This is a genomic window from Aerophototrophica crusticola, from assembly GCF_012913305.1.
GTDB classification, from domain to species: Bacteria; Pseudomonadota; Alphaproteobacteria; order Azospirillales; family Azospirillaceae; genus Niveispirillum; species Niveispirillum crusticola.
The window spans coordinates 397,669-411,726 of record NZ_CP051775.1 but is presented as its reverse complement, the minus strand read 5'-3'; the positions used below and the strand labels follow the sequence as shown (position 1 = coordinate 411,726).

Annotated in this window: 8 protein-coding genes; 1 reads left to right on the top strand and 7 read right to left on the bottom strand. The window is 69.7% G+C overall.

The window, feature by feature from the left end; translation table 11 throughout:
• Positions 1-542 precede the first annotated feature (542 nt).
• From HHL28_RS01905 to zwf, 5 genes are all read right to left on the bottom strand, one after another.
• Positions 543-3,575: a transglycosylase domain-containing protein gene (locus tag HHL28_RS01905; RefSeq protein WP_404326275.1), complete on the bottom strand. Its 3,033-nt coding sequence runs from the start codon at positions 3,573-3,575 to the stop codon at positions 543-545.
• A 900-nt stretch (positions 3,576-4,475) separates the two neighbouring features.
• The gene (eda, locus tag HHL28_RS01900) at positions 4,476-5,162 is read right to left on the bottom strand and encodes a bifunctional 4-hydroxy-2-oxoglutarate aldolase/2-dehydro-3-deoxy-phosphogluconate aldolase (RefSeq protein ID WP_404326273.1); all 687 of its coding nucleotides are present in this window, start codon (positions 5,160-5,162) and stop codon (positions 4,476-4,478) included.
• 4 nt (positions 5,163-5,166) lie between these two features.
• Positions 5,167-6,996 carry a phosphogluconate dehydratase gene (gene edd / locus HHL28_RS01895; RefSeq protein ID WP_075771239.1) on the bottom strand — a complete coding sequence of 610 codons (1,830 nt, stop codon included), beginning with the start codon at positions 6,994-6,996 and terminating at the stop codon, positions 5,167-5,169.
• A 30-nt stretch (positions 6,997-7,026) separates the two neighbouring features.
• Complete coding sequence (gene pgl, locus HHL28_RS01890; RefSeq protein WP_404326271.1) at positions 7,027-7,587, bottom strand: 6-phosphogluconolactonase; 561 nt, start codon at positions 7,585-7,587, stop codon at positions 7,027-7,029.
• A gap of 132 nt (positions 7,588-7,719) precedes the next feature.
• Entirely contained in the window at positions 7,720-9,198 is a 1,479-nt protein-coding gene (zwf, locus tag HHL28_RS01885) for a glucose-6-phosphate dehydrogenase (RefSeq protein WP_075771237.1), read from the bottom strand.
• A gap of 323 nt (positions 9,199-9,521) precedes the next feature.
• On the opposite strand from zwf, the gene HHL28_RS01880 reads away from it, so the two are divergent.
• Positions 9,522-10,025, top strand: coding sequence for a Rap1a/Tai family immunity protein (locus tag HHL28_RS01880; RefSeq protein WP_075771236.1), 504 nt, complete (start codon positions 9,522-9,524; stop codon positions 10,023-10,025).
• Between the two features lie 253 nt (positions 10,026-10,278).
• Here the strand turns inward: HHL28_RS01880 and HHL28_RS01875 are convergent, their stop codons facing one another.
• A complete protein-coding gene (locus HHL28_RS01875) occupies positions 10,279-11,595 on the bottom strand; it encodes a glucodextranase DOMON-like domain-containing protein (RefSeq protein WP_169654584.1) in 1,317 nt (438 codons plus the stop codon).
• A gap of 290 nt (positions 11,596-11,885) precedes the next feature.
• A complete protein-coding gene (locus HHL28_RS01870) occupies positions 11,886-14,045 on the bottom strand; it encodes a hypothetical protein (RefSeq protein WP_169654581.1) in 2,160 nt (719 codons plus the stop codon).
• Positions 14,046-14,058 lie beyond the last annotated feature (13 nt).

Sequence of the window (14,058 nt, the reverse complement as noted above, 5' to 3'; positions counted from 1 at the left end):
ACCCGGGCTCCTCGGGAAAGCGGGCGTACCAGTGGCGCGGCAGCGGGCCTCCCGACTGGCTTTGGTGCGATGGATGCGTCGCTTTGGAACGCGGAGGACCCAGATGGCCGTAGAGGACACAGAGAGGAATTGAACTTACTGGAACAGTGATGACGGTGATGGCCAGGGATGACAGTGATGGGGCGGGCTTGGGGACAGGTTGGGCCTCAATCAAAGAATGATCCTGTTGGCGCCTGCGGTGCCAGTGACGGGAAATAGCGTCGGGCCCAACGGGCGCCGTGGCACTGACCCCTCTGTGTCCTCTGCGGCCATTTGCGTCCTCTGCGTTCCCAAATCAACGCCGGTCACAGGCGCAGAGGGGTGGAGGTGGGGGATGCATCACTGTCATCCCTGGCCATCACCGTCATCACTGTTCTTGTAAGTTCACCCGGGTGCAATTGGCCGGCGGGTGCGCTTTCGGTGATTGGCACGGCGCGATCCCGAGGGCCCCGGGTCAAGCCCGGGGTGACATCCAGTGCACTGCAATGCCGAAAACATCAGGCTTATGGCCGCGCCACGGGATACCCCACCGGGACCACGGCCGTGGGCTTGGGGTCCTCCGTCCGTTCGGCCGTCTGGACGCCGTTGGTCATCAGGGGCTGGAGGGCCGGGGCGAGGATTTTCAGGATCTGGGACGGCAGGGCCGAGGTGAAGCGGTACTTGGCGGCCTCTTGCCCGTGGACGTGGGCGGTGATGACGCCGAAGAAGCGGTCGCCGATGTAGAAGACGAAGGTGGCGGTGCGGTTGACCACGCGGCTTTCGAGCACCACGCCGCCGGGGCCGTAGCGTTCGAACCGGTGGTCGCCGGTGCCGGTCTTGCCGCCCACGGGGATGGCGCTGCCGTCAGCGTTGGTGAAGGCACCGCGGACGCGGCGAGCGGTGCCGTTCTCCACGATGTCCATCAGGTGGCGGCGCAGGGTGCGGGCGACATCCGGGTCCATGACCTGCTGGCCCCGCTCCTGCCCGTCGAAGCTGAAGATAGTCTCGTAGGGCGTGCCCTCGGCGAAGTGCAGGCGGCTGATGCGGCCGGTGGGCAGGCGCACGCCGTCATTGACGATGACGCCCATCAGCTCCGCCAGGGCGCCGGGCCGGTCGGCGGAGCTGCCGATGGAGGTGGCGTAGCTGGCGATCAGGCTTTCGAACGGGTAGCCCAGCCGCTTCCAGTCCGCGTGCAGGCGCTGGAACGCCTCCTCCTCCAGCACGATGCCGATGCGCTTGTCCTGCGCCCGCTTGTGCCGGGTGGTGAACAGCCACTGGTAGCTTTCCTGCCGACTACTGGAGCTTTCCTTCAGCATGTCCTTGCGCTTGGGCTTGGGGCTGTCCTGCAAATAGGCCACCAGCCACAGCTCCAGCGGGTGCACCCCGGCGATGTAGCCCCGGTCGTTCAGGGACCAGGCGTCGGGGGCGTACTTGTCATAGAGGGACTGGACCTGGCCCGGCGTGGGCGCGCCGGCGGGCAGGTGCCGGGCCAGGAAGGCCGACAGCTCCCGCACCCCCGCCTGAGGGCGGACGGAGCGGAAGGCGGTGGCGAGCTTGTCCGGCGTCTTGCGGATCTTGGAGCCCAGCTTGTCCAGGGCCTTGTCGCCGTCCATGTCCCGGTAGTCCGCCCAGAAGCGGTTCAGGAAATCCGTGCCTTCCTGGTCGGCGAAGCGGGCCAGGTAGGTCTTGCGGGCGGGGTGGCGGGGGTCGTCCAGCACGTCGTCACGCCGGGCCGGGCCCTCGGCGATGTAGTGGTTGACGATGTCCCGCATCAGCCGGATGAACACCAGGTTGGTGGAATGCCGGAAGGCGTCCCACACCGGCATGACCTTGTGGTCGTCCTTGTCGTCGAAATTGCCGAAGCTGTGCAGGCCGCCGCCGGTGAAGAACCGCTCCGCCGGGCTGGCGGAGTATTGCCGCTGCATGGCCAAGTCCAGGATGGCCGCCCGGTCCAGGTGCGGCTGGGCGGACAAGGTGCGGGCAACCCATTCGGTCAGCCGGTCCGGCGCGTCGGCCGCGACGGCCGACAGCTCATGCTCCGCCTTGCCGGACAGGCGGTCGTGCAGCTTGGCGACGATCTCCAGGTAGGTGGCCAGGGTGCGCAGCTTGGCGGTGGAGCCCAGGTCGAGCTTGGCGCCCTCGTTCAGGTCGAGCGGCTGGGCCAGGGTGTCCACCTGCACCCGCACCAGGTTGGCGGTGGGCGTGCGCTCATACAGGGTGACGCTGTAGACCACCTTGGACGGATCGGCGTCGTTCAGCAGCCGATCGCCGACTAGGCCCAGCTCCTTCGCCTGCGCCGGGTCGGCCAGCCGCTTCAGCATGGCGGTCACCCGTTCCTGGCTCGGCTGGTCCAGGGTGGTGTCCACGGTCAGGTCGAAGCGGTCCAGCTCATACAGGCTGGAGACGCCCAGGGTGGCCAGCAGTCGGTTGCGGATGGCGTTGGTGGCCTTCTGCTCCACGAAGCTGGGCTCGGGCAGGTCCGGCGGCTCCGGGCGGAAGCGCAGGGGGAAGAAGCGGGCGGCGTCGGCCAGGGCCGGGCTGATGACGCCCGCACCCTCCAGCAGGCGGAGGTGGCTGTTCGCCAACTCGTTCAGGGCGTTGCGGTCCTGGGCCAGGTAGTAGCTGGGCCGCCTTTGGGCAAGCAGCAGGCTGAGCACCTGCTTGTAGGCCACGGCCTGGACCTTCAGCTCCTCCTCCGTCCGGGGGGCGGTCTTGAGGATGCGGTTCACGGTGGCGAAGTCGCTGCCGTACCAGGCCCAGAGCCCGTCGCCCAGCCCGTTCACCTCACCGATGCCGGCGCGGGCCGACAGGGGCGTGGAGTTCAGGTAGTCCACCACGATCTGGTGGCGCACCATCGTGGTGTCCGGGCCGTTCAGGTAGGCGCGGACGGAGGCGGACATCATCTGACGCAGCTTCTCCACGCTGCTGCCGGTGCGGCCCTCGGGGCTGTGGCGGTATTTCTCGATCTGGGTCGCCAGGGTGGAGCCGCCCGCCCTTGGGTTGTCCGGGTCGATCATCTTCAGCGGGATGTTGATGACCGCCAGGGCGAAACGGTCCCACTCCACCGCCGGGTTGCGGTGGGGGTGGGCGGGGTCCAGCAGCTCCCGGTTCTCGATGAACAGAAGCGTGTCGGCCACCATGGCCGGCACGTCCTGGAAACCCCTGTAGGTGCGGGCGGGGAAGCGGGCGTCGAACAGGCCGGACCGGTTACGGTCATAGATGGTCAAGCCGCCGCTGGTCTTTTCCCGATAGGGCGCGAAGCCGCCGAAATCCACATAGTCGCGGAAGGCGGGGCTGGGGCGGGCCTGCGCCTCCACCTTGTAGGGGCCGGCGGTCAACCGCTCCACGAACTGGGGCAGGCGGCTGTAGCCCAGCCGGTGGTCATAGGGGCCCTGCTGCGGGAAGCGCACGTCCGGGTTGGGGCCGGGTTCCAGCTTGAAGGTCAGGTCCTTGCCATAGCGGGCCAGCACCTCGGCCTGCAAGACGGAGGTCCGGGTCTCATACCAGACGGCACCGCCGATGCCCCCGGCCATCGCCAGGGTCAGGCCCCAGGCCATCCCTCGGATCCACCGCGCCCGCGCCATGCCCCTTGAACCCCTTCTTCCCCGCCGGCCTGCGCCTTAGGGAAAGTCCTACGCCCGCTTCGTTAACGCGGCCTTTCGCGACGGCCGAGGTACCACCGATCCGCGCCTACGCGGAAGTATGATACGGCCATCAGGTTAGCCGCAACGGGTGAGCTGGGCAGGAAGGGTGCCGAACGATTGTGGCAGGATTGGTACAGGGATGGGGGCCAGGGCGGGTCGCCGTGGGACGCAAGGGGTTGTTCTGGGGAGACTCGGGGAAGATGGCACGGGGTGTGGCCGAGGGGGCACAGGACGGGGGTTTGTGGGTGCGAGGCACCTTGAGAGGAAGGCAAGCAGGGCACTGGATGTCACCCCGGGCTTGACCCGGGGCCCTCGGGATCGCGTCGTGCCAATCACCGGAAGCCCACCCGCCGGCCCCCTGCGCCGAGGGACACTTTACCGGAGCAGTGATGACGGTGATGGCCAGGGATGACAGTGATGTAACCCCCACCTGCACCCCTCTGCACCCGTGACCAGCGTTGATTTGGGAACGCAGAGGACGCAGATGGCCGCAGAGGACACAGAGGGCTCAGTGCCGCGTTGCCGTAGAGCCTGACGTATTTCACTCTTTACTGGCGCCGAAGGCGCCAACAAAACCAATCATCAATTTAGGGACTGGCTTTACCCCAAGCCCGCCCCATCACTGTCATCCCTGGCCATCACCGTCATCACTGTTCCAGTAAGTCCAGACCTCTCTGTGTCCTCTGCGGCCATCCGCGTCCTCTGCGTTCAAAAGCGACGCCGCCCCCCGAGTGACGCCCACGAGGAGGCCCGCTGCCGCGCCATTGGCATGTCCGCTTTCCCCGAGGACCCCGGGTCAAGCCCGGGGTGACATCAGGAGCCTTGCACGGAGGATTTCCGCAGCGCCGCCGCCTCGCGGGCCAGGCGTTCCACGGTGGCCCAGTCGCCGGCCTGGATGGCGGGCTTGGGCGTGACCCAGGAGCCGCCGACGCAGAGGACATTGGGGAGGGAAAGGAAGGTGGGCGCCGTCTCAGCCGTGACGCCGCCGGTGGGGCAGAAGCGGATGGCGGAGAGGGGGCTGGCCAGGGCCTTCAGCATGTCCAGGCCGCCCACGACGGTGGCGGGGAACAGTTTCTGGTGGCGGATGCCACGGGACAGCAGGGCCATCATCTCCGACGGCGTCGCGGCCCCGGGCAGGAAGGGGATGCCGCTGTCCAGGGCGGCGGTCACCAGTTCCGGGTAAGCGCCGGGGCTGACCATGAAGCGGGCGCCGGCGGCGCGCACGGCGGCGATCTGGTCCGGCCGCACCACCGTGCCGGCGCCGACCACGGCACCGGGAACCTTGGCCATCAGGGCGATGGCGTCCAGGGCGACGGCGGAGCGGAGCGTCACCTCCAGCACCGGCAGGCCGCCGGCCACCAGGGCCTGGGCCATGGGCACGGCCTGGGACAGGTCCTCCACCACGATCACGGGGATCACGGGGGCGAGGGTGCAGAGGCGGGCGACCTCCGCCTGCATGGCCTCGATGCCGGCGGCGGGCGGGGCGATCATCGTGTCCATGAGGTCAGGCCCCGTAGCTGAAGGATGAGGCGCCCTGCTCGGCGCCGGTGACGACGCCGCGGAAGGCGCCGAACAGGTCCCGGCCCATGCCCCAGCCGTTGGGGGTCAGGTCGGGCACGGCCACCTCCCGCGCCGCGAACGCGGCCGGGTCCACCAAGGCCTCCAGCGTGCCGGCCTCCGCGTCCAGGCGGATGATGTCGCCGTCGCGCACCCGGGCCAGCGGGCCGCCGCCGAGGCATTCCGGGGTGACGTGGATGGCGGCGGGTACCTTGCCGGAGGCGCCGGACATGCGGCCGTCGGTGACCAGGGCCACCTTGAAGCCCTTGTCCTGGAGCACGCCCAGGGAGGGGGTGAGCTTGTGCAGTTCGGGCATGCCGTTGGACTTCGGCCCCTGCCAGCGGACGACCACCACCACGTCCTGGTTCAGCTCCCCCGCCTTGAAGGCGGCGAGCATGGCGTCCTGCCCGTCGAACACCCGGGCGGGGGCCTCCACGATCCGGTGCTGCGGCTTCACGGCGCTGACCTTGATGATGCCGCGGCCGAGGTTGCCGGTGAGCAGGCGGATGCCGCCGGTGCTGTCGAACGGCTCCGTCGCCGGGCGCAGGACGGCCGTGTCGGCGCTGGCGGTGGGCCCGGGACGCCAAGTGGCCCTGCCCTCCCCGTCCAGGAAGGCTTCGGAGCGGTAGGCCTCCAGCCCGCCGGGGCCGGCGACGGTCTTCACGTCGCCATGGAGCAGGCCGTTGTCCAGCAAGGTCCCGATCAGGAACTGCATGCCGCCGGCGGCGTGGAAATGGTTCACGTCCGCCACGCCGTTGGGATAGACGCGGCAGAGCAGCGGAACGGCCTGGGACAGGTCGTTGAAGTCCTGCCAATCGACCACCACGCCCGCCGCGGCGGCCATGGCCACCAGATGGATGGTGTGGTTGGTGGAGCCGCCGGTGGCCAGCAGGCCGACCATGGCATTCACCACGGCCTTCTCGTCCACCACCTCCGCGATGGGGGTGTACTCGTCGCCCAGCGCGGTGATGCGGGCGGCGCGCTCGGCGGCGGCCGCGGTCAGGGCGTCGCGCAGGGGGGTGTTGGGGTTGATGAAGCTGGAGCCGGGCAGGTGCAGGCCCATGATCTCCATCATCATCTGGTTGGAGTTGGCCGTGCCGTAGAAGGTGCAGGTGCCGGGGCCGTGGTAGGACTGGCTCTCCGCCTCCAGCAGCTCCGCCCGGCCCACCTTGCCCTCCGCGTAGAGCTGGCGGATGCGGGCCTTCTCCGGGTTGGGCAGGCCGGACGGCATGGGGCCGCCGGGGACGAAGATGGCCGGCAGGTGGCCGAAGCTCAGCGCCCCGATCAGCAAGCCCGGCACGATCTTGTCGCAGACGCCCAGGTAAAGCGCCGAGTCGAACATGTTGTGGGACAGGGCGACAGCAGTGGAGAGCGCGATCACGTCCCGGCTGAACAGGGACAGCTCCATCCCCGGCTGGCCCTGGGTGACGCCGTCGCACATGGCGGGCACGCCGCCGGCGAACTGGGCCACGGCGCCGGCCTTGCGGGCGGCTTCCTTGATGATGGCGGGGAAGCGCTCCAGCGGCTGGTGGGCCGAGAGCATGTCGTTGTAGGCGCTGACGATGGCGATGTTCGCCTGCTCCGCCCCCTTCAGCGCCGCCTTGTCGGACGCGGGGCAGGCGGCGAAGCCGTGGGCGAGGTTGCCACAGCCCAGCACCTGCCGGTGCGGGCCGTTGCGCTGCGCCGCGGCCGTGCGCTCCAGGTACTGGGCGCGGGTGGCGGCGCTGCGGGCGGTGATCCGGTCGGTGACGCGGCGGATGGCATCCTGGACGGGCATCTCAGCCTCCTGGAAACAGGCGGGCGGGCCTTACGGCGCCCACCAGGTGGTGACGGGGGCGGCCGCCTGGTGCAGCACGCCGCGGACAGGGAATTCCTCCACCGGGCCGGGGCGCAGGGCGGCGTCGTAGACGGCGCGCTTGGACGGGCCGGTGATCAGCAGGGCGATCTCCCGCGCCTGGAGCAGGGCGGGCAGGGTCAGGGTGACCCGGGGCGGCCCCGGGATGGCGGGCACCACGGAGGCGGCGAGCCGCCCCTGCCCGGCCAGGGCATCCGCCAGCCCCTCCCCGCCGGGGAACAGGCTGGCGGTGTGGCCGTCATCGCCCATGCCCAGCAGGACCAGGTCGAAGGGGCGCGGCACGCTGGCGAGGCGCAGCTCCGTCTCCGCCAGACCGTCGACGGGGACGGCGCCGCGGCTCTTCAGCCCGACGAACCGGGCCCCCTGCGCCAAGGCCGGGGCCAAGGTGCGGCGGACCAGCCCCTCATTGCTGGCGGGGTCGTCCGGCTCCACCCAGCGCTCGTCCGCCAGGGTCAGCACGGTGCGGTCCCAGGGCAGGCCCGGCAGGGTCGCAAGCCTTGCGAACAGGGCCACCGGGGTGGTGCCGCCGGACAGGACCAGGGCGCAGATCCCCGCGCCGCCACCGCGGCCCGTACCAGGGCGGCGATGTGGTCGGCCAGGGCGGCGGCCAGGCTGTCGCGGTCCGGGTGCTCGCGGAAGGCCGGCTCAGAACTCGGCGTCATGCCAGCTCCTGTTGTCGCGGGCCAGCAGCAGGGCGGAGCTGATGGGTCCCCAGCTCCCCGCGCTGTAGGGCTCCGGCTTCATGTCGGTCTCCACCCAGGCGGCCTGGATGGTGTCGATCCAGGCCCAGGCGGCGTCCACCTCGTCGCGGCGCATGAACAGGGCGGGGTTGCCGCGGACCACGTCCATCAACAGCCGCTCGTACGCCTCCGGGTAGCGGTCCTTGAAGGCCTCCGCGTAAGACAGGTTCAGGGGCACGGAGCGCAGGCGCAGGCCGCCGGGGCCCGGCACCTTGGTCATGATGGACAGGCGCACGCCCTCGTCCGGCTGCAGGCGGATGACCAGCTTGTTGGCCGCCAGTTCCCCCGCCCCCTTGCCGAAGACGTTGTGGGGGATGGCCTTGAACTGGATGACGATCTCGGAGCAGCGGGTGGGCATGCGCTTGCCCGTGCGCAGGTAGAAGGGCACCCCGCCCCAGCGCCAATTGTCGATCTCGCACTTGATGGAGACCAGCGTCTCCGTGTTAGACTGGTTCCTGCCGCCCAGCTCCTCCAGGTATCCTGGCACCGGCTTGCCGTCGACGGCGCCGGGGCGGTACTGGCCGCGCACGGTCTTCTGCTTCACCTCCGCGGCACCGATGGGGCGCAGGGCGCGCAGCACCTTGATCTTCTCATTGCGCATGGTGTCCTCCGACAGGGAGGACGGCGGTTCCATGGCCACGAGGCAGAGGAGCTGGAGGAAGTGGTTCTGCACCATGTCGCGCAGGGCGCCGGCCCTGTCGTAATACTCGGCCCGGCCCTCGACCCCGATGCTCTCCGCCACGGTGATCTGGACATGGTCGATCCAGCCGCTGTCCCATAGCGGCTCGAACAGGGCGTTGCCGAAGCGCAGCACCATCAGGTTCTGCACCGACTCCTTGCCCAGATAGTGGTCGATGCGGAAGATGCGCTCCTCCGGGAAGACGGCGCCCACCTCCTCGTTGATGGCCTGGGCGGACTTGCGGTCATGGCCCAGGGGCTTTTCCAGCACGACGCGGCAGGTATCGCTGACCAGGCCGGCGTCCTTCAGGTTGCGGCAGATGGCGCCGAACAGGCTGGGGGAGGTGGCGAGGTAGAAGACCCGCACCTTTTCCTCTGCCGGGGCCAGGGCGTCGCGCAGGTCGCCCCAGCCCTCGCCGCGGGTGGCGTCCAGGGCCACGTAATGCAACCGGGCCAGGAAACGCTCCACCACCTCCGGGTGGCGGTCGGCGGCGGGGACGTAGCGGTCAAGGGCGCCGGCCACCTGGTTGCGGAACTGCCCCACCGTCTGGTCGGTGCGGGAGACGGCGATGATCCGGCTGTCGCCGATGATCTGGCGGTCCGCCTCCCGGTAGAACAGGCCCGGCATCAGCTTGCGCAGGGACAGGTCGCCCGTGCCGCCGAACACGACGAAGTCGAAGGGGGGGACCGGCAATATCTCGGCCATGGGGCGCCTGTTCCGTGTGCGGGGTGGCTTGTCGCGGGGTTGCCCGCTGCTGTTGGCCCGGCCCGCCGGGCCGCGGGCCCCGTTGCGGGGGCAAGGCGGCTTGGGTCGGGGAGGACACCGCCCAATGTAGCAGAGTTACCGGCTTGCGCAAGCGCCCCGCCGGTTCTCGTCCCATTTTCATCTCCCGGGGAAACGATGCTGTGTAATTTTACTACATTGGACAACCCTGCCCGCCTGGACAAGGTCGCGCGCGTGCGCGTAGAGTGCGGCCCAATCCAACCAGAGCGGCCCGCTTGCCGAGGCCGCCACGCCCGGAAGCCCCCATGCGCAAGTTCCTGTCCGCCGTCGCCCTGCTCGGCGCCCTGTCCTTCGTTCCCGGCGCCCAGGCCGCCGATACGGCCCAGCCCTGGTTCGACAACTGCGCCGTGTTCATGAAGGTGCTGTCCGGCGGCCAGGGCGGCGACACTGAGATCGGGAGCTGCATCGCCCAGACGGAGGGGCTGGTGGCCGGGATGCAGGTGGGCAGCCAAGTGGGCGCCCTGGCCTTCGCCGGCCTGGTCACCGTGCAGTCCAAGATCGACGAGGAGGTGCTGTGGCAACTGTTCCAGCGCACCAACCCCAGCATGCTGCTGGGCATCTGCATGCCGCAGAACATCCAGACCGGCGCCCAGATCGAGGCGGTGTACCGCCACATCGAGAAGAACCCGGCCAAGAAGGTCCAGCCCGTGGGCCAGGTCTTCTATGACGCCCTGTCGGAGAAGTGGCCCTGCCAGCGCGGCAAGGACGGCGCGGCGGTGAAGCCGGTGACGCCGGGGTCGGGGCGGTAACCATGTAGGTCGGATTGGCGGGCATGGGCCCGCGTAATCCGACCGCCGCGCCGCAATCATCAGGCCGTCGGATTACGGCGCTGCGCGCCTAATGCCAGCCGCCGTTGATCGTGACCGATCAACGGCCCCTCAAGCGCCGGGCGCCGCCGTCCGGCGGCTTGGCTCACGCGGGCATGGGCCCGCGGGCCGGCAGTCGCCGGCCTCCAAGCACATGAGTCAGGAACTCATGTGCTTGGTATAATCCGACCTACAATCAAACCCCCGACAGGATGCGGCGGCGGGCGTCCTGGTATTCTTCCTCGGTGATGACGTTCTGCTGGCGCAGCTCGGACAGCTCGCGCAGGCGCTGGGCCACGGTCTTGCGCTCACCCGGCGGGGAGACCAGCCCCTGGACGGCGCTGGGCGCGGCAGGGGCCGGGGCGGCGAGGTCGGCGGCGGGCGCCGGCAGCAGGGGCGTGCCGGACAGGGCTGCCGCCGCTTCCCGTTCCGACAGGGCCAAGGCCTTGGGCGCCTGCGGCGCGCTGCCGGCGGTACCGGCACCGGCCACGGCGGTGGCGCCCTGCCAGGGCTCCCAGGCGGACTGGTTGCGGCCCGTGGGCACCGTGCCCACCAGGCGGGCCAGCCGGCCGGAGACGGCGTCGTAATCCTCCAGCATGCGCTTCTGCAGGGCGGCGTCGCCGTTCAGCACGTCCACGACGGGCGGCTGGTTGGGGTCGCTGCGGCCGCCGGTGCCGAAGCCCAGCTCGCTGCGGCCCTGGACCACGGGCAGCATGAAGACGGAGAAGGCGTCGGTCTTGAAGGGCAGGTCCAGCGCGCTCTGCGTCTGTTCCACCGCCGCGCCGGTGACGATGCCGGTATAGGCCCAGGCCGGGTTGGCCTTGCCGCCCAGGAACTGGTCGGGGACGAAGAACCGGATCTCCCGGTTCCGGACCTGGACCTGGGTGGGGAAGAAGTAGCGCTGGTCCACCGTCTTCTCCACCGTCTTCTCGATGGTGGACAGGTCCTGGCCGGTGACCACGCCGGTCTGGGCGCGGCGCTGTTCTTCCAGGATGCGCTGGGCGTTCTTCACCATCACGATGCGGGCGATGTCCGGCCGCGGGGTCAGGATGACGGCCTTTTCCCAGGCGTCGCGCCGGTCGACGGTCACGCCGCGCCCCGGGACCACGGCGGTGTTGCCGGAACCGGGCTTGCGGTCGGTGTCGATGTAGAGGTCCAGGTTGAAGGTGTAGAAGCCCAGCCGCGCCTGGCGGTCCAGCGGCTCCGGCCCCGTGGTGCCGACGGCGTCGGCGGGGTTGCGGATGGGCTGGGCGAAGGTGGCGGTGAACCAGGTGCCGCCGCTGGCCATCTCCGCGCTCAGCGATAGGAGGTCCAGGTCGCCCCGCTGCATGTCGGGCCGCAGGGGATAGGCCAGGGAACCGGCGCCGCTGTCGTCGCCCCGCGGGTCGGTCAGGGTGAACAGGGTCACCGACTTCTGGGCCAGGGCGGGGGCCGCGACGGCCGTGGCGAGCAGGCCGGAGGCCACGAGGGCGGCGATCCGCCGGGCGGCGGTGCGGGGGCGGGGGGCAAGCACGGGGTCCATCCTCCAGGCCGGCGGCGGGCCGGCCTCACGCAATCTTTTCGGTCAGACTGATACCGCTTCCGCCAACGCGGGGCACGGCAAAAGAAAGGGCCGGGGATGGCCGAAGCCACCCCCGGGTCGCCAGCCCCCTTTCCGATGACCGGAAAGGGGGCTGGCTGCCTCACGTTCCTCAGACGCCGGCGCCGCATCCGCGGCTTGGATTACGCCCGCACGGGCGGGCGCCGGCAGTCGCCGTCGGGGCGTGTTCCCGGTGCCCGGGGAAACGCCCTGATCTCCAAGGATCAGAACTGCACCTTGGTGAAGACCTTCAGGCGGTACTGGTCCAGCTCCACCGTGTTGGTGGAGATGTTGCCCAGCGGGGTGATGTAGGCACCGCCGCCCGGGGCCAGGTAGCTGTTCAGGCTCTGGCCGGTGGGCGCCTTGAACTTCGGCTTGTACTCGCCCCAGATGTACTGGATGTCCGCGCCCACCTCGAGGCCGGACAGGAAGTACGAGCCCTGGAACGCCACCTTGTTCTTGGTGTGCTCGCCGGTCAGGTACTCCGCGAAGCCGTAGCTGTTGCTGGCCTCGAAGCCCAGGCCGACCGGGGCCACGTTGACCGCGCCGTCCACCAGGTCCACGTACTGGTACTCGTACAGCACGCGGCCGAAGAAGTCCGGCGTGATCTGGTAGCCGGCGGAGACGCCCGCGGTCCAGTAGTCGGCCTTGCGGTTGTCGTCGCCGATGTTGGTGATCGTGCCCAGCGCCGGGTTGCCGGCGATGAGGGCCCGCCACGCGGCGTTGCTGATGGCGGCGTCGCCGAAGTCCTGGCTGTCCGGGTAGCCGTCATAGGCATCCGACAGGCTGGAGGCGCGGGTCACGCGCTTGTCCTGGTCACGGATGTATTTCAGGCGGGCGCCGAGTTGCAGGCCATTGCCCACGTCCGCCAGGTAGTTGGCGTTGAGGGCGGCGATGATCAGGTCGCGGTCCTGGTAGGGCGCGTAGGGCGAGCGGTGGTCGCCGCCCAGGCCCCAGGCATGGATGCCTTCCTGGCGCGGGTACTTTGCGCAGTCCACGTCCTTGTCGTTGCCGCCGCAGGCCTGCCAGTTGGTGTCGAAGGTGACGTACGACACCTCGCCCTGCAGTTCCAGGTCGCCGGCCGTGTAGCGCGGCACGACGGTGACGCCCTGCCAGCCGATAACCGTCTCCGCCGCGCGCTCGTCGAAGTCGGTGTTGTCGTTGTCGGTGATGAGCGACACGGTCTGCTGGGTGGTGCCGTTCCAGCCGCCGTAGCCCAGGCCGAGCAGCGCGTTGCTGTTGTTGGGGTTGCCGAAGTTGTAGTCCGGCCGGCCCCACATCCAGGTGCCCTCGCGGCCCTCGGTCAGCAGCACGTCCGCCTCGCGGCGGGCGGCCAGGACCGACAGGTAGTCGGAGCCGATGTGGAAGGCCTGGGCCGACAGGGTGAAGTTCGGCAGGATCTCGCCCACCTCGAAGTTCAGGAAGGCGGCCCAGTCGTTGGCGTCGCGCCGCAGGGTCGGGCTGAAGCGGCAGGAACCGTTCAGGCCCTCACCGGGGCAGGCGCCGTCGGCGATGTTGAAGTCGGAGTAGTAGACCGAGCCGGACACGTCCAGGTTCGGGATGCCCGTGAACTGGGCCTTGAGGGCGTACACCTCGTTGCTGTAGCGCGAGATGGTGCCGCGGCCGTTGCGGACATCGCCGTCGTCGGCGTCACGCTCGCGGTCGTCCACGTGCATGACGATGGCGCCCAGGTTCAGGGTGGGCGTGGCGGCGAACTTCACCTGGCTGATCCAGGCGGCGTCGTTGGCGAACAGGTTGCTGTCGTCGTTGCTGAACCCGGGGCCCAGGAACAGCTTCGGCAGGGACAGGCGCGCCAGGTCCCACTTCAGGTTGCCGCCGGCCGCGGTGCCCTGGGCGATGACGCCGCCGGCGTTGTCGCGGTCGATGTAGCGGAACTTGCCCAGGGTCAGCGGGTCCCACAGGCCGAAGTCGCTGTTGCCGATCAGGACGCTGTCGACCCACTCATAGCCCGGGGTGATCCGGACGAAGGCGCCGCGCAGCTTGATGTACTGGTTGCGCAGGGGGTTGTTCTCGTCGCCCACCCCGCCATCGGGGTCGGGGTCGTACCCGAAGCCGCCGAAGTTCGCCCAGTAGTTCTGGTTGAACCGGCTTTGCAGGCGGACGCCAACCTCCACCTGGCGGGACACCTGGGCCCGCAGGTTCAGGTCGGCCTCGATGCCCTGGCCCTGGTCACCGTTGGTCTCGCCCGGGATGGTCTCGACGTTGTTGGTCAGGCCGTTCAGCTGCCGGTTGCCGTCAAGAAACTTGATGTAGACCGTGCCGAACCATTTCACCTGGCCCAGGTCCTGGGCCGCGGCCCCGCCCATGGGCAGCGCCGCGGCAAGGCCCAGGAGGGCGGCCCCGCTCAATAGTCTTTTTTTCATTGCGTACTCTCCT

Bases quoted from the DNA above. Each gene is read 5' to 3' on its own strand.
- eda (WP_404326273.1), bottom strand. From the start codon at position 5,162: ATGGACACGATGATCGCCCCGCCCGCCGCCGGCATCGAGGCCATGCAG.
- HHL28_RS01880 (WP_075771236.1), top strand. From the start codon at position 9,522: ATGCGCAAGTTCCTGTCCGCCGTCGCCCTGCTCGGCGCCCTGTCCTTC.
- HHL28_RS01870 (WP_169654581.1), bottom strand. From the start codon at position 14,045: ATGAAAAAAAGACTATTGAGCGGGGCCGCCCTCCTGGGCCTTGCCGCG.
- zwf (WP_075771237.1), bottom strand. From the start codon at position 9,198: ATGGCCGAGATATTGCCGGTCCCCCCCTTCGACTTCGTCGTGTTCGGC.
- HHL28_RS01905 (WP_404326275.1), bottom strand. From the start codon at position 3,575: ATGGCCTGGGGCCTGACCCTGGCGATGGCCGGGGGCATCGGCGGTGCC.
- edd (WP_075771239.1), bottom strand. From the start codon at position 6,996: ATGCCCGTCCAGGATGCCATCCGCCGCGTCACCGACCGGATCACCGCC.